Source organism: Paenibacillus glycanilyticus (assembly GCF_051200795.1).
GTDB classification, from domain to species: domain Bacteria; phylum Bacillota; class Bacilli; order Paenibacillales; family Paenibacillaceae; genus Pristimantibacillus; species Pristimantibacillus glycanilyticus.
On sequence record NZ_CP195155.1, the window covers coordinates 3394547 to 3414979 of the forward strand.

The 20433-nt window shown below is 48.9% G+C and carries 19 protein-coding genes; 16 read left to right on the forward strand and 3 right to left on the reverse strand.

Annotated elements, in window-relative coordinates:
- Positions 1 to 62 precede the first annotated feature (62 nt).
- From ACR9FF_RS15605 to ACR9FF_RS15630, 6 genes are all read left to right on the forward strand, one after another.
- Positions 63 to 728: a GntR family transcriptional regulator gene (locus ACR9FF_RS15605; protein ID WP_127496304.1), complete on the forward strand. Its 666-nt coding sequence runs from the start codon at positions 63 to 65 to the stop codon at positions 726 to 728.
- An 18-nt stretch (positions 729 to 746) separates the two neighbouring features.
- Positions 747 to 2432, forward strand: a complete 1686-nt coding sequence (gene ilvD, locus ACR9FF_RS15610) for a dihydroxy-acid dehydratase (protein WP_435162810.1) — start codon at positions 747 to 749, stop codon at positions 2430 to 2432.
- A 107-nt stretch (positions 2433 to 2539) separates the two neighbouring features.
- On the forward strand, positions 2540 to 2734 hold the full coding sequence (locus ACR9FF_RS15615; RefSeq protein WP_127496306.1) for a DUF2188 domain-containing protein: 195 nt from the start codon (positions 2540 to 2542) through the stop codon (positions 2732 to 2734).
- Positions 2735 to 2877: 143 nt separating this feature from the next.
- Complete coding sequence (locus ACR9FF_RS15620) at positions 2878 to 3564, forward strand: YetF domain-containing protein (RefSeq protein ID WP_435162813.1); 687 nt, start codon at positions 2878 to 2880, stop codon at positions 3562 to 3564.
- Between the two features lie 169 nt (positions 3565 to 3733).
- Positions 3734 to 5869 (forward strand): penicillin-binding protein, encoded by a 2136-nt coding sequence (locus ACR9FF_RS15625; protein WP_435162815.1) that lies wholly within the window; start codon positions 3734 to 3736, stop codon positions 5867 to 5869.
- A gap of 96 nt (positions 5870 to 5965) precedes the next feature.
- Positions 5966 to 6727: an SDR family NAD(P)-dependent oxidoreductase gene (locus ACR9FF_RS15630; protein WP_435162817.1), complete on the forward strand. Its 762-nt coding sequence runs from the start codon at positions 5966 to 5968 to the stop codon at positions 6725 to 6727.
- Positions 6728 to 6824: 97 nt separating this feature from the next.
- Here ACR9FF_RS15630 and ACR9FF_RS15635 read toward each other — a convergent pair whose 3' ends face one another.
- Positions 6825 to 8072, reverse strand: a complete 1248-nt coding sequence (locus ACR9FF_RS15635) for an ATP-binding protein (RefSeq protein WP_435162819.1) — start codon at positions 8070 to 8072, stop codon at positions 6825 to 6827.
- 191 nt (positions 8073 to 8263) lie between these two features.
- Between ACR9FF_RS15635 and ACR9FF_RS15640 the strand changes: the two genes are divergently transcribed.
- Positions 8264 to 8566, forward strand: a complete 303-nt coding sequence (locus tag ACR9FF_RS15640) for a hypothetical protein (RefSeq protein WP_435162821.1) — start codon at positions 8264 to 8266, stop codon at positions 8564 to 8566.
- A 78-nt stretch (positions 8567 to 8644) separates the two neighbouring features.
- Here the strand turns inward: ACR9FF_RS15640 and ACR9FF_RS15645 are convergent, their stop codons facing one another.
- Positions 8645 to 11137 (reverse strand): glycoside hydrolase family 27 protein, encoded by a 2493-nt coding sequence (locus tag ACR9FF_RS15645; protein WP_435162823.1) that lies wholly within the window; start codon positions 11135 to 11137, stop codon positions 8645 to 8647.
- A 286-nt stretch (positions 11138 to 11423) separates the two neighbouring features.
- Here ACR9FF_RS15645 and ACR9FF_RS15650 point away from each other — a divergent pair, with 286 nt between their 5' ends.
- On the forward strand, positions 11424 to 12860 hold the full coding sequence (locus tag ACR9FF_RS15650; protein WP_317979589.1) for a PAS domain S-box protein: 1437 nt from the start codon (positions 11424 to 11426) through the stop codon (positions 12858 to 12860).
- 145 nt (positions 12861 to 13005) lie between these two features.
- Positions 13006 to 13767 (forward strand): spermidine synthase, encoded by a 762-nt coding sequence (locus ACR9FF_RS15655; protein ID WP_127496314.1) that lies wholly within the window; start codon positions 13006 to 13008, stop codon positions 13765 to 13767.
- A 16-nt stretch (positions 13768 to 13783) separates the two neighbouring features.
- Here ACR9FF_RS15655 and ACR9FF_RS15660 read toward each other — a convergent pair whose 3' ends face one another.
- Positions 13784 to 14674 (reverse strand): AraC family transcriptional regulator, encoded by an 891-nt coding sequence (locus tag ACR9FF_RS15660; RefSeq protein ID WP_127496315.1) that lies wholly within the window; start codon positions 14672 to 14674, stop codon positions 13784 to 13786.
- Positions 14675 to 14799: 125 nt separating this feature from the next.
- Here ACR9FF_RS15660 and ACR9FF_RS15665 point away from each other — a divergent pair, with 125 nt between their 5' ends.
- From ACR9FF_RS15665 to ACR9FF_RS15695, 7 genes are all read left to right on the forward strand, one after another.
- Positions 14800 to 15630 carry a phytanoyl-CoA dioxygenase family protein gene (locus ACR9FF_RS15665; RefSeq protein WP_435162827.1) on the forward strand — a complete coding sequence of 277 codons (831 nt, stop codon included), beginning with the start codon at positions 14800 to 14802 and terminating at the stop codon, positions 15628 to 15630.
- Between the two features lie 308 nt (positions 15631 to 15938).
- A complete protein-coding gene (locus tag ACR9FF_RS15670) occupies positions 15939 to 16208 on the forward strand; it encodes a CD3324 family protein (RefSeq protein ID WP_435162829.1) in 270 nt (89 codons plus the stop codon).
- 165 nt (positions 16209 to 16373) lie between these two features.
- On the forward strand, positions 16374 to 16940 hold the full coding sequence (gene cysC / locus ACR9FF_RS15675; protein ID WP_435162831.1) for an adenylyl-sulfate kinase: 567 nt from the start codon (positions 16374 to 16376) through the stop codon (positions 16938 to 16940).
- A gap of 18 nt (positions 16941 to 16958) precedes the next feature.
- Positions 16959 to 17690 (forward strand): Stf0 family sulfotransferase, encoded by a 732-nt coding sequence (locus ACR9FF_RS15680; protein ID WP_435162833.1) that lies wholly within the window; start codon positions 16959 to 16961, stop codon positions 17688 to 17690.
- A 126-nt stretch (positions 17691 to 17816) separates the two neighbouring features.
- Positions 17817 to 18482, forward strand: a complete 666-nt coding sequence (locus ACR9FF_RS15685; RefSeq protein ID WP_435162835.1) for a GntR family transcriptional regulator — start codon at positions 17817 to 17819, stop codon at positions 18480 to 18482.
- Positions 18483 to 18531: 49 nt separating this feature from the next.
- Entirely contained in the window at positions 18532 to 19293 is a 762-nt protein-coding gene (locus tag ACR9FF_RS15690; RefSeq protein WP_435162837.1) for an SDR family NAD(P)-dependent oxidoreductase, read from the forward strand.
- 38 nt (positions 19294 to 19331) lie between these two features.
- Entirely contained in the window at positions 19332 to 20429 is a 1098-nt protein-coding gene (locus ACR9FF_RS15695; protein ID WP_435162839.1) for a mandelate racemase/muconate lactonizing enzyme family protein, read from the forward strand.
- The last annotated feature ends 4 nt before the right edge of the window (positions 20430 to 20433 follow it).

Below are 20433 nucleotides of genomic sequence, written 5' to 3' on the forward strand. Positions count from 1 at the left end.
GTATGCGATATATTGCATATAAGATTGATAATCGATAATAAAGAGTAAGGATGATTAAAGCCATGCCGGTACCTAAAAATTTCGTCTCGCCTGCGCGAATGTCCGCAAAAGAAAGAGCCTTTTCCCAAATCCAACGATGGATTATCGACGGTACTTTGCAGCCAGGAGAAAAACTGATCGACGCCGAATTGGCGGAATCGCTTGGCGTCAGCCGCACGCCGATACGTGAAGCCTTCCAGCTGCTCGAAGTACAAGGGCTTGTATCCACGCATCCGGGAAAAGAAACGAAAGTAACGGAAATCGAGAAGGACGACATTTTTAAAATGTACTCTACGATGGCCGTTCTCCAGGCTTTAGCAGCCGACATTACGGCGAAAATTATTGTTCCCGATCAAATTGAGCAGTTAAGGGCAATCAATCTGGAATTTGCTGATTCCATTAAGAGCGGTCAAGCTTATCAAGCGATGGAGGCGGATGAACAGTTCCATAATTTAATCGTGGAGCTGTCGGACAATCCTTATATCGCTACCTTCAGCGCATCCCTTCAGATTCATATCCGGCGCTTTAAATATGTGTTCTTAAAACAGCCGATTACTGCTGCGCAAACGTCAGTCGATGAGCATGCACGAATTATTTCGGCCTTTGAGAAAAAGGACAGCGAGCTTGCTCATAACGTGATGAAGCAAAACTTCATTCGCCCGATGCAGGAATTATATGAATTACTTTAAGAGATAGGAGCGAGAAACATGGCAAATGGAAAAGATCTTCGAATTCGCAGCAAGGTAATTAGCGAGGGAGTTAACCGAGTACCAAACAGGGCGATGCTGCGCGCTGTAGGTTTTACGGATGAGGATTTCAAGAAGCCAATGATTGGCGTAGCCAGTACATGGAGTGAAGTTACCCCTTGCAATATGCATATCAACGACTTAGCCGCCCAAGCTAAGCAAGGAGTACGCAACCATGGCGGCGCTCCCTTGATTTTTAATACCATAACCGTATCAGACGGTATATCCATGGGTCATGGCGGCATGTTGTTTTCCCTGCCAAGCAGGGAAGCAATTGCCGATTCCATTGAAATTGTAACCGGAGCAGAGCGGTTTGACGGAATCGTAGCGATCGGCGGCTGCGATAAAAACACTCCGGCTTGTCTTATGGCAATCGGTCGAATGAATCTCCCGGCCGTTTACGTGTATGGAGGGACCATTCAACCCGGTAATCTGGACGGGAAGAAAGTTGATATCGTTACGGCTTTTGAAGCGGTTGGTCAATATCATGACGGAAGAATGACGGATGAGCAGCTTCACAAGGTCGAATGCAGCGTATGTCCGGGCCCGGGCTCTTGCGGCGGGATGTATACCGCTAATACGATGGCTGCAGCGGCGGAAGCAATGGGCATGTGTCTCCCAGGTTCTTCTTCCACGCCTGCTATATCGCCTGACAAAGCTGCGGAATGCGCTGCAGCCGGCAAGCAGGTTATTTCGCTGCTGGAACAGGAAATTTACCCTAAGGATATTATGACAAGAAAAGCGTTCGAGAATGCGATTACGGTTGTTATGGCTTTGGGTGGTTCCACCAATGCCTTCCTGCATTTGCTCGCCATTGCGCACTCGGTAGGCGTTGATTTAACCTTGGATGATTTTGAGCAGATCCGGCTTCGCGTACCTCATCTGGCAGACCTGAAGCCAAGCGGCAGATACGCGATGCAGGATTTAAACGATATCGGCGGGGTTCCGGGCGTTATGAAGTTATTGCTTGCCGAAGGCCTTCTTCATGGGGATTGCTTAACCGTTACCGGTAAGACCTTGGCGGAAAATTTAAACGACATTGCTCCGCTGCAACAGGACCAGGACGTTATTCGTCCATTGGACAATCCGCTGAAGCCAAATGGACCTCTAGTCGTGCTTAAAGGAAACCTAGCCCCTGAAGGTGCCGTTGCCAAGATGTCCGGCATGAAGAAGCTGCGGTTTGTTGGACCGGCCAAGGTGTATGATAGCGAGGATGAAGCAACCGAGGCTATTTTGAAAAATGAAATCCATAAAGGCGATGTGCTGGTGATTCGCTATTGCGGACCGAAAGGCGGGCCAGGCATGCCGGAAATGCTGTCGGTTACCGCATTGATTGTAGGCAAAGGCCTTGGAGGGGAAGTTGCTCTCCTGACGGATGGTCGATTCTCCGGCGGTTCACACGGGTTCGTAGTTGGGCATGTATCGCCGGAAGCGCAAGTAGGCGGGCCAATCGCGCTGCTTAGGAACGGGGATATCGTCACGATTGACAGCGAAACCCAGCAGATCATGTTCCAAGTGACGGAAGAGGAATTGTCCGCACGGGCCAAAGCATGGACGCAGCCTCCGCTTAAAGTAAGCTCAGGCGTATTAGTGAAGTATGCCAGACTGGTGTCCTCTGCTTCAAAAGGAGCGGTTACTGATCTTTAAGGCATCCATACAACCGCAGCAAAAGAGAGAATCAGCCGCTCAAATCCCTGTTTCAAACCCATCTTGAATGTCTAAAAGGGAGTAACAACGTTCAAGGAGGAATGGACATGCCCTGGAACAAAGACGACTATCCGGATTCTCTCAAAAACTTCATGGCTCCGATCCGCAACAAGGCGATTGATATCGCTAACGAGCTGTTGAAGGATGGCTATTCCGAAGGCCGCGCGATTTCCATCGCTACCGCGAAAGCCAAGGAATGGGGAGAGCATCACGATAAGCAAATCCGCAAGAAAGGCCACTGACCGCCTTCGTTAATCCCGTTAAATAATTTGAGTAGCCGCGTATAACGCGGCTTTTTAATTTTCTTGAAACGTGCTTCACTCTATCATGAGCAGGGTATATATCCTAAAAATTCACGTTTAATAGAATGCGAGTGTGATTTTCTATGGATTACGCAATGATATCGGTGAAGCTCGTCACGGGTTTCTTTGGTCTGTGGTTCATGACCAAGCTGCTCGGCAAGAAGGAAATATCGCAGCTTACTCCGTTCGACTTCGTCTCGTCGCTTATGTTGAGCGAGCTTGTGGGGAATACGGTCTATGACCGCGATGCGCATTTTTCGATGCTCATCTATGCCCTCGCGTTATGGATGGCGTTATCGCTGGCCTTGGAGAAGGCCGTTCAGCTCGTACCCGCCCTATCGATACCTCTAAACGGCAGACCGGATATTATTATTCGCGACGGCGAAATCGACGTGAAGGCAATGAAACAGAATCGGCTCGATATGCATCAGGTTGGCATGCTGCTAAGAGAGCAGGGAGTCTTTTCCGTTCGCGAAGTAGCATTTGCGGTATTCGAGCCCAACGGAAGTCTCAGCGTAATGAAAAAGCCAAGTCAAGAATCTCCGACTCGGGCAGAGCTTCGGGTGGAGGAGCCTAAGGCAGCACTTCCGCGCATTCTTATCGAGCAGGGCAAGCTGCAGAGCGGCGAGCTTAAGGAGATTGGCCGAAGCGAAGAATGGCTGTTAACTCAACTGGAGGGGCAAGGCATCAATCGCATACAAGCTGTCTATTACGCTGAATGGACGGAGGAGAAAGGCCTGCATCTACAGTTAAAGGATACAGCCGAATAAAATCTTTTATTTCAATCCAAAGGACATAGCCGTGCCATATATGGTAAAATAAAGTAGATTGACTCTAGACTGTCAATTTTCTACAAGAGTCATTACAGTCTTTTTGCTGGGGGATAAGGCGCCTATGTCCAAACGAATTAAACAACGCTCGATAGTATTGGGAGGGTTCATGACTCTCCTTTTTGCTGTCTTAATCGGCAGAATTTATTGGGTTCAAGTCATTGATAGAGACTTCTGGTATAACATAGCGAAAACCAGATGGGCAGCGGAAGAGACGATCGAAGCGAAGAGAGGAACCATTACGGACCGGGACGGCAACATGCTTGCCATGGATTCCGTGGCCTATGACGTGTCTGTGAATCCCGAAGTGATTCATTCGCTCAACATAGCCGACGAAGTGGTCAAAGGGCTTAGTCAGATATTAGGTAAGCCTGAAGCCCAATTGTCCAAGATCGTGACGGCTCAGAAGGAAAACGGAGATTATTATCAGCAACGGGAGATTCACGAAGAAGGCTGGAGGATAGACAAATCGCTGGCAGATCAAATCATCGATTTCCGGGATCAATTAGAGAAAAAGCATAACAAGAAAGATGTCGGCATTATTCTGGCCAATGACCAAAAACGCTATTATCCAAGCCAAGAGATGGCTTCCCAATTAATCGGTTACGTAACCAAGGAAGGGGAAGCCAAAGCTGGTCTTGAGGCTTATTACAATAATAAGCTGAGCGGGGAAGACGGGGAGATGAAATACGAAAAAGACGGTAAACGCGTCCAGCTCGCTGGAAACGAAGCGGAGTACATACCGGCAAAGGACGGTCAAGATTTTGCCTTAACCATTGATGTCGAGATTCAACATTACGTAGAGGAAGCCCTTAGAAGAATAAATACGTTATATCATCCGAAAAGCATTACGGCCGTTGCAGCCGATCCGAATACGATGGAAATATTGGCTATGGCCAATTACCCTTCTTTTAATCCCAATACGTACTGGGATACAAATTATGAGAATGCGTATAATCATGCGATCAAATCGCTGTATGAGCCCGGTTCCACTTTTAAGATCGTCACTCTGGCGGCAGCGGTGGAGGAAGGTATTTTTGATCCCAATGCTAAATATATGTCGGGCAAAATCAATGTTCCCGGTAAACCGGTATACGATATCAACAACATTGGTTGGGGGCCGATTACTTATTTGGAAGGCTTGAAACGATCCAGTAACGTTGCATTCGTAAAGCTGGGCTGGGAACAGCTTGGCGGCGAGAAGCTTCTCGATTATATTAACCGGTTCGGTTTTGGACAAAAGACGGGCATTGATATGGGAGGCGAAGCTAAAGGCGCCATTAGCGTTAACCTTTCGATCCCTTCGGATATTGCGCGTGCGTCGTTTGGCCAAGGCAAAGTGCAAGTAACAGCCCTTCAGCAAGTCGCGGCCGTAGCGGCGGTAGCCAATGGAGGTACGCTGCTGCAGCCCCATATTGTCAAGCAAGTGTATGATCCCAACACCAAAACGACTATAAAGACGGAACCAAAGGTTGTTCGCTCGAATGTCATTTCGAAGGAAACCTCGAAGAAGGTTGGAGAGTACCTGGAGCAGGTTGTATCCGACCGTGAACTTGGCACCGGTCATAACGCTTTTATAGAGGGCTATAGAGTGGCAGGCAAGACGGGAACGGCGGAGAAAGTTATTAACGGCAAATACTCCCGGAATAAATTCGTCGTTTCTTTTATCGGATACGCACCGGTGGAGAATCCCAAAATCGTATTGTACATAGTGGTCGACGAGCCGGATGATCCAACGGCGGGCGGAGGCAAAGTCGCTGCGCCGGCATTTAAAGATATCGTGTATAAAAGCCTCAAACATATGGGCGTATCCCCGCAATACAAGGTGACTCCGGGAACGGAAAAGAACGAAGTGACCGTTTCGATTCCGGAACTCGCGAAGCTAAAAGTAACGGAAGCAAAGTCCCGGTTAAAATCGCGTGGACTTCACGCGGAGATCATCGGAAGCGGCAAGACGATTATTCAGCAGGTTCCCGCTTCCGGCGCTGTCGTCCATCCCGGTCAGAAGGTTTATCTAATCACCGAACAGCGGGAGAAGCTCACCATTCCGGATATGACGGGTCTTTCCTTGCGCGATGCGCTTCGGATTGCTTCGGTGCTGGATATCCAAGTGACGGTTAGCGGCGAGGGATACGTCATCTCTCAAAAACAAGCAACGAAAAACGGCGAGCGTCAGCTTCAGCTGACTTTATCCCCTCAATTGACGAAAACGGCCGAAGGTCAGTTGGATCATGCGAATACGTAATTTGAATGGTCTTTTATAAAAAAGAAGAAGGCATTTGTTCGATAACAAAGAATTATATTATCGTATGAACAAGTTAATGGACAAGGAGAGCGAAACATGAGGATTGATCTATCTGGAAAAGTAGCCTTGATCACAGGGGCGACAGGCGAACTAGGCCGCGTCATCGCACGTTCACTCGCAGAGTGCGGGGCGGATATCGCCTTGCATTACCATAGCAACGAAGCCAAGGCAGCTGAACTAAAAAGCACGATTGAAGCGCTCGGAAGGCGTGCGGTTGCTATTAAAGCAGACGTAACGAAGCAGGACTCCATTGCCGCGCTTAAGCAATCCGTCGAATCGAGCTTGGGTCATGTGGATATCGTTGTAGCGAATGCGGTCGTGCAGTACAAATGGACTTCCGTACTTGAGCAGCCGGCCGAGGACTATGCGAGTCAATTCGAGTCCTGCGTCATGCAAAGCGTGTATTTAGCTAAAGCTTTCATTCCATCCATGATCGAGAGGAAGTCCGGGCGTTTCATCGGCATCAACACAGAGTGTTCAATGCAGAACTTCCCAACGCAATCGGCTTATGTAGCCGGAAAAAGGGGCATGGATGGCATATACCGGGTGCTCGCGAAGGAAGTAGGCGAACATCAAATTACGGTCAATCAAGTCGCTCCAGGCTGGACAATCAGCGAGCGCGAGCGCACGAATGGCTTGGATGAAAGCGCCAATTACATCAAGAACGTTCCGCTCAAGAGACGCGGCACCGACCAGGAGATCGCGAATGCGGTCGCATTCCTTGCCTCGGATTTGGCCAGCTTCATTACGGGGGCTTATATCCCGGTTAGCGGCGGCAACGTCATGCCAACGATATAAATTTGGTTCAATAAAGCATACTTTTAGTCATTTTTTTATGACAAGTCATCAAAAACCGGAAACGACATTCGTTTCCGGTTTTTGATTTTCCGAAAAATCATGCCTGTTCATTCAACGGAAGCGTGATGTGATACGTGGTTCCGGCGCCTTCCTTGCTATGGACCTCGATCTTACCGTTCATTCCCCGAATGACGCTGAAGATAACCATGGTCCCAAGACCGGTACCCTTGTCTTTGGTGGTATAATAGGGCGCCCCCAGACGGTTAAGCTGCTCCTCATTCATGCCGATGCCGGTATCGGAAATTGAAATGATGACATTGTTGTTGGGTTCGTTGACCGTATAAGACAAAGATAGCTTCCCCCCGGCGGGCATCGCCTCGATTGCGTTCTTGCCGATATTGATGATGGCCTGCCTGAACTTGGACTTGCTGCCGTATACCGTTGCGGGATGCTTTATGTTCGTGATGATCTCTACGTTCTGCATATTCGCGTAGGAGCTCAGGATTTGTGCCGCCTTGGAGAGTGCCTCATCCAGGCAGATGGATTCGAATCTCTCGATCTGAGGTTTAGCAAGAGATAAATAATCGGAAATGATTGATTCCGCCCGGTCCAGCTCCTCAAGTGTAATAGCGGAGAATTCCTTGCGTTTATGTTCGCTTAGTGCCGGATTGGACAGCAGTTGGATGAACCCGCGGACGGACGTTAACGGGTTGCGGACTTCATGCGCGACCGAAGCTGCGATTTCGCTGACAACCTTCATTTTCTCCGCTTGGATGATTTCCTCTTGCATGCGATTCTGCGAGCGGATCGTTTCAATCATGAATACCAGCATGACCGCCATGACGCATTGAACAAGGATAATAGGCAGACTCGGAACGAACGAAGCCATAAAGAAAGTCTCCTTGCCCTCGAGCAGGGCATAAAAATTGACGACCGTTACGCGCAAAAAGAAGCATATACCGGAAGCAAGCAGCATTCTTTTTTTGGCGCCGCTTTTCTCGTATATCCGGATGAGAAGCAGCAGCAGAACGATTGTCGGCAGCAGCGAAAGAAAGTAATGAAAAAGCTCGATGCCGCCCAAGATCTGCCTGTATGTCAGCATGCTGCCAAATAGAAGCAAGGTCGTATAAATGCCGCCGTAGAGTGAACCGATGACGAGAGGAATAGCTCTGAGGTCAAGCACCGAATCGAAGATTTTGACGGGAAAGGTCATTGTAATAATCAGGGGAATCAAAAATAAAACGTAAACGAAAAGCGGGTGTTTACGTTTATTGAAAGGTCCGTAAAAAATCAAAGGCAGGAAAATAATAAAAGCGTTGAGGATGAAGTCGGAATGAGAGATCATGAGATGTTCCTTTCGTGAGTGCTTGCCATTGTTTTCGAGAGAAGAACTGTCATTTCCTTCAAACCGGGAGAGTTAATTTTATATGAAGGTTGGGATCCGTTTGAAACGGGAACAGCGCAACTTCCAAAAGAAGGAAACGTATTCATGTCATACTAATTCTTAAGGAGATACGAATGAAAGGGGGATACGATTTGAAGAAAATGCTTGTGGTCCTATTGGCTTTGTTCATCATAACGGGATGTTCATTCCAAGCAAACTCCACCGATGAAGTACGTTACGTATACACCGTAACCATTAAAGATAAAACATACGGTCTTACTGATGTACAAGTACCCAAAGAACAAATCGGCGAGAAAATTGGAAATATCCCCGTAGACTGCAGTGTACCGGAATGTGCAGCACCTCCCGGGAATACCTTTTACAGCATCAAGGGAAAGGAAAGCAAGAAATATGTGGCAATGTTAAGCTTCGACGGAGAAACATATTACCGATGAACAAAAATAAAGGAAGCATAAGACAACAGAGAAGGCTGCCGACAATTCCGGCAGCCTTATTATTTTTGTTGCAAACGATTACGGCGTAACCCGAATGGAATCCAGCAGCATATACGTGCCGGACTTCTTAACGGCCTTAAGCGTATGGCTTCCGCTCGTCAAGCCCGTCGCCTGGTATACGACTTGGTTAACTTGCCGAGTGGTACTCGCCGTATTAACCGTTGCCTGCAAGACGTTGTCGAGATAGATATCAACGTTGCCTTGAGACGCGTCCTTCTCCGTAATGAGCTCGACGCCGGTGCCCGTGAACGCGAACTGTAAGGAATCGTTGTTCGTCTGGGTGAAATGCACGTCGTTGTTGTAATCGCCGAAGCCGCGATTGCCGTTCAGCGACCATGAACCGGTGTAGACGATGCCGGCATCGGTATCGTTATACTGGATGCGGGGGCTTTTGAGTTTGAATTGATCGATCAGCATGTACGTGCCGGTTTTTTTTACGGCTTTGATCGTATGAGTGCCGCTTGTCAGCCCCATTATGCTATACACGGTTTGCTGGACGAGGCGCGAAGGGCTATAGGTGTTTACGGTTTGCTTGAACACGTTATCAATGTAAATATCGACGTCGCCTTGGGCAGAATCCTTCTCCGTGACGAGGTCTATTCCCGTCCCGTTGAACGTGTATTGCACGAAATCGTTGTTGGTCTGCGTGAAGTGGACGTCATCCTGATAATCGCCGAAGCCCCTGGCGCTGTTAAGTGACCATGCTCCCGAATAGGAAATACCCGGGTCCGTATCGTTTACAGCGAGGGGTGATGCCACAAAGAAGCGCAGCTTGTCGAGCAGCATATAAGAACCGGATTTTTTGACAGCCTTTAGCGTATGTGTACCGTTCGTTAGTCCGCTGACGCTGTACACGGTCTGCTGCAGCTGCCTCACGCTGTTATACGTACTGACTGTTCCTTTTAATACGTTGTCGAGATAGATATCCACATTGCCTTGGTCGGGAGATTTCTCGGTAATCAGATCGATACCGGTGCCTTGGAAGGTATATTCAAAAGAATCATTGTTCGCCTGGGTGAAATGCACATCGTCCTGATAGTCGCCTAGTCCGCGGTTGTAACTGCGCTGCCAGGAGCCTGTGTATTTGACTCCAGTATCATCGTCGTTTGCGGTTACGGAACCGCCGGAAGCAGTCACCTTGAGCAGCCGCGATGCATGGGGCGGCAAATTAACGGAGCTGTAACCCGCGTTGAACGATCCAAGATCGTTGTGGCTCCACAGATCGCGCACCGCAGCGGCGCCGTTCAGACCTATGTCGTTCCAATTCACCGTCACCGTAGCGGCGGAAGACCCCAGGTTGAACAATCCGACGGTATACGTTCCGTCGCCGTTATTGGCGTACCAGACTTGTTGATTAGACGCGGTCGATACGGGATGGGCTGGCCGGCCGGCCTGGTTGACGGCAATGACTTCATCGTTTGTTAAAAGCGACAAGCCAAAAGCGTCCAGGTTGGTCAGATCGTTGCCCGTATACAGCTGTGCAGAGGACATCGCCCACAGTGACATTGCCGTCTGCCGCTCATCCTGCGTCAAGCCGTCCATCGCTCCGTTGCCAACGTTAAGCGAGTCGAAGTCGTTCCATCCGCCCGGCCCGGCATCCCGCCACCAGACAGCGGCGTCCGGGAAGAGTCGAGCGATGTTCGGCCAGCTCGTGAGCGCCGTATTGACGCAGTAGCATTCTACGTCCCAGTCAACGCGCCAGCCGTTGGCGTATTGTTTCCAATAATCGACGTAGTTGTGGTCGAGCGCCCACGAGATCTCGAACCAGATGCCGCGCGAGCTGAGCGCCTGCGACCAGGCAGCCACGTCGCTGCGAGCGTCAATCGACGTATCGTTATGACCGGAACCGGGGGTAACGCTATCGAATTTCACGAAATCCACGCCCCAGGAATCGATGAGATCCGCGATAGAATCAATGTACTTTTGGGCGCATGCGTTGCCGAAGTTGATTTTGTAGTCCAACCCCCAATAATCCGCGGTAGTCAGCGGTTGGACGGCGATGTCCTGCATCGAGCAGCCCGGGGCGCCGTAGATCGGCAGATCGGCGTCATAAGCTTGAGGGGAGAGACCCGGAATGAAATAGAGGCCGAACTTTTGTCCGTTGGCATGCACGTAATTAATGACGTCAGTCAATCCGTTCGGGTAAAGCGTCGTGCTTGGCACGGGCCGTCCGTAGCCGTCAAGGCCGCCATTCCATCCCGCGTCCACGTTAATGTACTCGTACCCATGCGACTGCAGCTTCTGATGCATCGCGTCCGACTGCGCTTTGATCTGCGCCGCCGTGATCCAAGCACCGTTGCCGGAATACACCTGCATGCTGTAGCTGCTCCAGCCCATAAGCGGCTTTAGAGCCAATCCGTTGTTCGCAGCCTCCGCCACTCGGGGTGGCAGAAAGCCGTAACCGCCGAAGACGGCGGTCAGCAGCAGGGCGAGTCCCAGGATAATCGCGCCAGCCGGTTTGAATGCTGCGGACAACCTTGCGGCATTCCTTGCTTTGTACTGTACCTTCATGAATTCCTCTCCTTCGCATTGATAAATTGTCGTCAAGAAAACGTAGATCTCCGGTTGGAGAAACCCTGCAAGACAGCGCTTTCTTTGCTCCGATCATAGTGGCTGCGAGGAGTCCCGGACAAGGTACAGTTAAGCGTTTTCAGGTACAATTTTCCTGTTTTGCGGAGTGCTCCGTTCATATTGCCGGCTAATATCCGTGCATGGAAAAGCAAGAGATATGGAAGCAAATGAGATTGGCTGGTATAATGCCTTATTGAGGATCAACTGCTTTTCAACGGAGGATTAGATGTATCCAAATTTTAACGGCCATAATCTTTTTTTGCATGCATTCGAGAAATCTCCAATTGGGATGGCTTTGTTATCGTTTGATGGACGTTATTTAAAAGCTAATCCTTCTTTATGCAGCATGTTAGGATATAACGAAAGTGAATTAATAAATCAAACCGTTTTTTCCGGCACCCATCCTGACGATTTAGAAGCAGATCTGGAATTATGGCGTAGAATGGTACAGGGTGAGATCGATGGTGATCAAATCGAAAAAAGGTATATTCATAAATCCGGGACCATCATTTGGGGACTTCTAAATGTGACTGTCGAGAGGGATGTACAAGGGATTGATGGCAATCATATTTTCATTTCCCAAATCGTAGATATATCGGAGCAAAAAAAGAAGGAAGAAGAGTACAAGAGGATTGAAGAGCTGCACATGCTTATTTCTGAGCATTCGCAAGACGTGATATTACGATTAACTCCCGACGGAATTATCTCGTATGTCTCGCCAGCTGCCCGTTACCAGATCGGATACGAACCGGAAGAACTAATAGGGAAGCACGCCTATGAGTATTGGCATCCGGATGATTTGAACGGCGGCTGGTTAAGGCGGGGCAATCCCGACCAATCGGATAGCAGAATATTCGTGTACCGTCTTCGGCATAAAAGCGGCCATTACATCTGGCAAGAAGCTCACTCTAAGAAGATTAGAAATGCCGCGGGAGAAATTCAGCATGTGATCAGCATGGGACGCGACGTAACCGAACGGGTTCATTCGGAAGAATTAATCCGGAGATCGGAGAAGCTCTCCTTGATCGGCGAGCTTGCGGCCGGGATCGCTCATGAAATTAGAAATCCGCTAACCAGCCTGCGAGGATTTATGCAAATGTATTTGAAAGAGGATAGGGATGGTTCAAAGAAATTGCGTAATGATGTCATGATATCGGAAATCGACCGGATCAATGAGATCGTAAGCGAGCTTCTTGTGTTAGCCAAGCCGTCGAATGAGGTCTATGAGTTAAGGGACCTGGTTCATCTATTAACTCACGTTACAAGATTATTCGAGGGACAAGCCAACCTATACAATGTTCAAATAAAGCAGGAATTCGACGCCAATCTGCCGTTGATTCAATGTCAAAGCAGTATCAATCAAGTCTTTATCAATGTTTTTAAGAATGCCATCGAATCCATGCCTAAAGGCGGAGAAGTAACTCTGCAAGCTAAGCAAATGGGAAATCATATAAACATTCGAATTAAAGATACGGGGTATGGAATCCCGAATGATGACATAGCCAAGATCGGCAATCCATTTTTCACTACGAAGGAAACAGGAACAGGGTTGGGATTAATGGTTTCGATGAGAATCATCCAGAATCATAAAGGAACGATGCGAATCGAGAGTGAAGTCGGGAAAGGAACGATGGTTGAAATGATTCTGCCGATCAACAAATAGGATTTAGGCCTGCGTATGCTTAACCTTTAAGTATACTTTAGGCTTTTTTATTTTTTACGGGAAAGGAGGATATTGCCGGTTCTAGCAGAAGATTCATTTCCAAAACTATAGGATGGCGAGCTAATAACGAAAGGAGGCCAGCGGCATGCGCGTGCTTTATGAAGCAGCCATGGATGAAGAGCGCGACGGATTTGTCGTAGGCGACGTAGACGAGCTCTTTGGAAAAAAGGGAAACTTCCGGGTGCTGCAATTTTCGGATGCGGCCGTGCAGGGAGCGCTAGATCTGGACGATCCACAGCGGATCGTATTCGAATATCCACGGGCGATCCTCCATCTGCTGGAACATAACCAACCGGGGCTGGAGAACGTATTTCAAATCGGACACGGGATCGGGACGATCGCCCGGCATTGCCGGGGCGAACGGTTCAAGACCGCGGAGCTCGACGAACGAATTGTCCAAGCCAGCCGACAATATTTTGGTTCCGCCGGGGAATTGATCGCGATCGGTGACGGACGCCGTATTTTGGAAGGCGAGGAAGCGGAGTTGTACAACGGCATCATCGTGGACGCCTTCACGGACACTGGCGTACCGAGGCATTTGACAACGGACCGTTTCTTTGCGACAGCCGCGGAGAAGCTCGACTCCGGAGGGATGATTTTGCTGAACGTGACCGGCAAAGGACCTAGCGACCGGCTGATTGGCGCCCTTCACGCAACGCTGCGTGAATCTTTCACTCACGTATCGGCTTACATGCTGCCGACTGACCGGGCGTCCGAAACGCGGAACGTGCTGCTTGCAGGGCGGAATGGCCGAATCGAATGCCGGGCGCGGGATATGGCCGGCTTCGTTCCGTTTGAGCCCGCTCCTGGACATGTCATTAAGGAATCGGTCCCATTCTCATGCTGATCAAATTCATTTATTGCTAGGTTGGTTTATGATGCGCAGCCCGCCATTTGCTGGGAGTCATGCCGGTCACTTTTTTGAACACTGTGCTGAAATGCTGGCTGGTCTTGAATTCAAGACTTAAAGCAAGGCTCGTAATGGGAGTATCTGAATGCGCCAATAGCTGAGCGGCATACTCTACGCGTGAACGTTCCACGAATGAAGAAGGCGACTGGCCAAAGCTTTCCCGGAACAATCGGTAAAAATGGGATTCGCTCACCCCAATGGAGGCAGCGATGTCCCGGTTGTTCCAATGCTTCTCGGGGTTTCGCTGTATGTTTTCCACAATGGAACGCAAAGCGGCATGCAGATCTTCCGGGATATGCAAATCCGGAGGAGGCTCGGTCATGTTAAGAATCAGATCCAGCACCATATGGCGGACTTTCAGCTTGAGCCAGGGCTGCGCTTCCGTTTGAAGAACTTGCTTCAGCCTTCGGAAGCTTATTTTCAATTGATTATTGGTCCGCAAAACCCTAGGCAGATTATGCAGTTTTTCTATGACGGCATCGACTTCAATCGCGCTTAAACCAAGCCATGAGGAATCCGCTGAAGGCCGTTTTACAATCATCCACCAGATCGAGCAGGGCTCCATGTAGTCCATACGCGCCCGGTGAGGCTCATTCGGCCGCGTATGAAACATCTCGCCGGCCCTTGTCTCATAATCCTGTCCATTGACCTCCCAAGTTACTTTCCCGCTCTCTACGAACACAAATTCAAAGGCTCCATCATGCTCATGATGAGACAATCTTAGCGCTTCGGTGAAATGATCATAGCCAAGCATAAGAAGCTCCGGAACCTGTACGGCACCGGAATTGCCTTTTTCCTCCCCATCATATACCCAACGTCCCGAACGGTCTTTCCCGGCTGTCATTGGCAAGTCTCCTTGTGTCAAATCATATCTATGTACAAAATCCTATTCGATAGTTTCCGGGAAGTCAAAGTCTAAAAAAGTTGATATCTTAAGGGAGAATCAACAATTATAGACGAAGAGGTGGAATGATGGGTTTTATTCCTTATGAAGTAACTGCGCAAGATAAACGGGATTTCGAACGCGATGGTTATTGGATCAGCCCTAAGCTTATTGATGACGAGATGATTGAAAAGCTTCGACTGGCTCATGAACGGATATGGGCATCCGATTTCGATGGCGACGGTTACCCCATGCATGATGTTCGCATTCCCGAGAATAAGATAGCGTTGCGAAAACACGATAACGGCTGGTGGATTAATGACGAGGTTAAACATGTTGTTACCCATCCGGATTTAGGACGCATGTCCGCTGATTTGATCGGTGAATCCTCGATTAGACTTTGGCATGATCAAGTCATCTACAAGCCTAGTGCAGCAGGTCAGGAAACGATGGCGGGCAATGTTGGATGGCATCAGGACTATGGCTTTTGGAAATGCAGCAGTACATCGAATATGGTAACCGTCTGGATTGCCTTGCAGGATACCGATCTAAGCAATGGGGGAATGAGAACGATATTGGGTTCCCACAAATGGGGAGTCGTTGAAGGGAGCGCTGCTTTTTTCGACCAGGATCTGGACGGACTTAAACAGAAGTTTTCCGGGTTGGGGGAATGGAAGGATGAGCCGTGCATATTGAAAGCCGGCCAGGCTAGCTTCCACCATGGATTAACATTCCACGGTTCCGGACCAAATCTGTCAGAGCAACCGCGGCTTTCCATTGTTGCGCATCTGATGCCCGGAGATACAGTATACAAATCGGGCAGGGGCAGACATGACAATGTTCGATTAATAGGTCCTCGGCCCTATGACGGGCAGCCTTTCAATAATGAATATTTCCCATTGCTTTACAGCAGATAAGCATCGAAGGGGGATAATGGTCAGAGAGCCTCTCGAAAAATAGAGTATCCCTTTACAATATAAGGAATTAACTTTAATATCTCAATCATAAGGAACACGATAAATGGATGCGAATGAGGAGGTACTGCCGATGATCGAAGAAACGCTGCTCTGTGCAAAGTCTACACTATAAACAACGGCGGTTGTTTGTATAGAGCGTAATATCAGTTTTAATTAACCGCCTGTGTGTTAGGCAGCTTGAACGTTTATAGTGATAGGCTTTGCCCCTAGTGTAATGGAATCTATTACGTAGGAGTGGAGCAACTATCATGAAATATGTTAAAGCGGACATGGTCTTGCCGGAGCAGCTGCTGCGGGAAGTTCAGAAATATATGAATGGCGTCATGATGTACGTGCCGAAGGCTGAGGGAGACCGTATAGGCTGGGGCGTCAAATCTGGCGGAAGACAGAGGCTTGAACAGCGTATTGGCGAAATGCGGGAGTTATTCTCGCAAGGAGCGACAATCGAGCAGCTTACGGAACGCTTCTATCTATCATGCGACACGATTAAAAAAATAGTATATGCCAAAACAAAATAGAAGAAGTTTATAACCTTAAGCCGCATAGGACCTGCTCCGATGCGGCTTTCGTATAGGTCAAGAATGGATTGAACGGTTTGTTGCCTATTCTTGAATGAGGAGCGGTTGCTAAAATAGAAAACGTTCCCCATTAATAATCAAGTTATTACCCAGAAAGGAGAGAGTATGATCAAGCAGGATGAATGTAAGCTTGCCGCTAACCACCGTGTCGGGGTTGTATGGTTTACCGGTTTATCCGGCTCTGGCAAAACGACAATCAGTCAGCGGGTGGAGCGGTTATTGCTCGATCGCGGTTATCATTGCGCCGTGCTTGATGGCGATAAGCTGCGGGCAGGGCTAAATTCTGATCTCGGATATACAGAGGCGGATCGAACGGAAAACTTGCGGCGTACAGCTGAGGTAACTGCCATGTTCTTGGATGTTGGCTTTATCGTCCTCGTTCCGATGATTACGCCCACGGAGGCAATGCGAGCGCAGATTCGAAGGCGTTTCGATGCGCATTCGTACACGGAAGTGTATGTGCGATGCTCGCTTGACACATGCGAACAACGAGATCCCAAAGGGCTGTACCGTAAAGCACGAGAAGGTATAATCCGAGAATTTACCGGCATCGATTCACGTTATGAACCGCCTTCGCAGCCGGAACTAATCCTGGATACGGAGCACCTGTCGATCGCTCAATGCGCGCAGCAGCTCGTTGAATTTATTAATCGTAAATATTCAATCCATTAAAAAGGAGCAGGAAATTCAATGAAAAAACCATTGCAAAGCTATACGTTATGGTTCTCCCAACGCACGGGCAGCACGCTTCTCAATAAAGCGCTCGCTTCGACAGGCGTAGCAGGCGACCCATCAGAATGGCTGCATTACGGGTGGAACGATCCTGAAACGTTTCGTTTAGAAAATCTGGAGAATATATGGCAGCATGGTACAACCCCGAATGGAATCTTTGGCATTAAAATCGGTTACGAGCAGCGATGGATCGATGCGTTCCGAGAAATGTTCAATCTGTCATCCGAAATATCGAGCGCGGAGGTGTGGAGTACGGCCTTCCCGAATTGCAGCAAACATATCTTCATGACCCGCCGCAACAAAGTAAGACTAGCCGTATCGTGGTGGAGAGCCATCGTATCGGAAGAATGGCATCGAAGCGCAGGCACACAGCCGAAGGAATGTAACCTTGAAGATCAATACAATTACGATGCGATACATCAGCTCATTCAAGAAAGTGTCATGTTTGAGGCTGCGCTTGAAGATTTCTTCTCGAAAAACGGTATCTCCCCAATGACTGTTGTCTACGAAGACTTCATTGAGGACTATGAAGGTACGGTCCTGAGAGTGCTTCAGTATCTCGGTATTCAGACAGAAGGCGTGAAGATAGCTCCGCCGGCATTCGATAAGCTCGCTGATGAGTATGCGGAGCAGTGGGTTCAACGTTATCGCACCGAAAGCCAGAATAGATGGACAAATGTGAGATGGTAGCGTGACTCGGAATCTTGTTGCAGCTTGGGACATAGAAAAGGGGGGAGAAATACAGTGTTGCAATAAAAGGAAACATTAGCTAGAATGAATCGTGTATGATATATGAAACGGCAAGGCGATGATGTGATGAAAAAAAATTTAAATCGTTACGTACTAACGGAAGAAATCTATACGCTGCTTAAAAGCCATATTCTAAACCACGAGATTGCGCCAGGCGAGAAAATCAATATCGATCAGTTGGCCCGCAATCTCGAGGTCAGCAACATCCCGATTCGCGAAGCGCTGTCCCGATTAGCAGCCGAAGGCTTGGTGGACACGGTGCCATTCAAAGGCATGTTCGTAGCCAAGCTGTCGCTGCAAGAGCTGGACGAAATGTTCGAAATCCGAATGGAGCTGGAGTGTCTCTCTATCCGCAAAGCTGTTCATTCGATTCCGGCTTCCCAATTGGAACAATTGCAAAGAGAGATGGAAGAGTTCCCGCGTTCCAATCTATCGTCGGGCGAGCAGCGCATTCAGGTTATTGCTCAGATGAATGAGAGCTTGCATGGCTTGATTCTGAATCACTGCGGCAACCAATCGTTGAAAAGCTTAATCGAGTCTTATATTGAGAAAATTCAAAGATATTTGGCCTTGTACCAAAAGGATTTGAACGCTCAGCTCATTCAAGACGAGTGGGAAGAACATATGCGGATCGTTGAATTCCTCACGGTAAGGGATCAGCAGTCAGCGGAACAAGCACTCAAGCAGCATCTGGAAAACTCGTACAAACGGACGCGTGCGTTCTTTGTATAAGTTTTTTTATCTCGAATCATGTACGATACATGATAAAGGAGGATTAAAGATGAAGTTATCGGGTAAAACGGCTATTGTCACCGGAGGTTCATCCGGCATCGGGGAAGCCATCGTCCGCTTATTCGCATCGGAAGGAGCAAACGTGGTTATAGCTGACCGAAAAGCGAACGATGCAGCACGCTTAATTGAACAAATCCAGATCAATGGCGGAAGTGTCATCGCCGTTCAGACCGACGTGTCCAAGGACGAAGAGGTTCGGCGGCTTATGCAAGAGACGGTGCTTCAATTCGGACGCATCGATATTGTGGTCAACAACGCAGCAGCCATCATGCCTAAATATCTGGAAGAGGTTGAAGAGGAGGAATGGGATCGAATCTTCAACGTGAATCTGAAAAGCGTCTTTCTGATGATCAAGCATTCCATCGCGGAACTCAAAAAAACGCGGGGATCCATCGTCAATATGTCTTCGCTGAATGGTCTGATCGGGCAAAAAATGAATCCGGTCTATGCCGCAACCAAAGGCGGGATGAACGCCCTGACCAAGGCTTTGGCACTGGATTACGCCCCCTACGGCATTCGCGTTAACTGCATTTGTCCCGCTGGCGTTACGACGCCATTGCTGGAGCAATGGATCAGCCAACAGGCTGATCCGGTTCAAACCGTCCGGAATTTGAACGCCATGCATCCTTTGGGCAGACCTGCGACTTCGGAAGAAGTAGCTCAGACCGCACTTTTTTTGGCCAGCGATGCATCCGGTTTCGTGACGGGCGTTGCTCTTCCCGTCGACGGCGGCGCTTCGCTTGGTTATTAATAGATAACCATAATATACATACGAGGGAGCTTGTGAAGATGAAAATCACAAAAGTAGAAAGCTTTGTTCTGCATGTCCCGATTACACCCCCGATTACCGATGCCATTAACGTAGCCACGCACTGGGGATTATCCGGCGTTCGGATTCATACGGATGAAGGATTTATTGGATACGGTTACACGGGTACCTGCGCGCACGGCGACGATATGATCGTCGATACGATCGACAAATACTATGCTCCGCTTCTCGTCGGTAAAGATCCGTTTATGGTGAAAGAGTTGTGGAATGAGATGCGCTTCGGGAAAATGCATTGGATCGGACGGTCGGGCGTGACTCACATGGCTTTGGCAGCGGTGGATATCGCGCTCTGGGACATCATGTCGAAGGCATCAAACAAGCCATTATGGCAGTATCTCGGCGGGGCGAAATCCAAACCTATCAAAGCCTATAACACCAACGGCGGCTGGCTTAATTGGTCAAAGGAACGTTTGCTTAAAGACGTAACGGAGATTGTCGAATCGGGCTTTACGGGCGTTAAAATCAAAGTCGGCAAGCCGGATCCCCGCGAAGATTATGACCGCTGCAAGGCAGTGCGCAAAGCGATCGGCGACGATGTGATCTTCATGATCGACGTCAACCAGCAATGGAACATCAATACGGCGATGACTTGGGGCAAAAAGCTGGAGGAATTCGATCTGTTCTGGCTGGAGGAACCGCTCAATCCGGACGATATTATAGGACATAAAAAGCTTGCTGACGAACTTAACGTACCGATTGCTTTAGGCGAGCACGTGTACAACAAGTATGCCTTCCGGGATTATATCCACAATGGCGCGTTAGAGTATTGCCAAGTGGACGTAACCCGCGTCGCGGGTATTACCGAATGGCTTCAGGTAGCCGGTTTGGCTGCAGCCTATGACGTGCCGATTTGTCCTCACGTAGGCGATATGGGCCAAATTCACCAGCACCTCGTCGCCTCGACGCCAAGCGCCATCATGCTCGAATATATACCGTGGATCCGGCATATTTTCGAAGAGCCCGCAACGGTGAAGGACGGACGTTACGTGCTGCCGCAAATGCCGGGTGCTTCAACGACCATCTTACCTCGATACTTCGACGAATATCGCATTCGTTAACAAT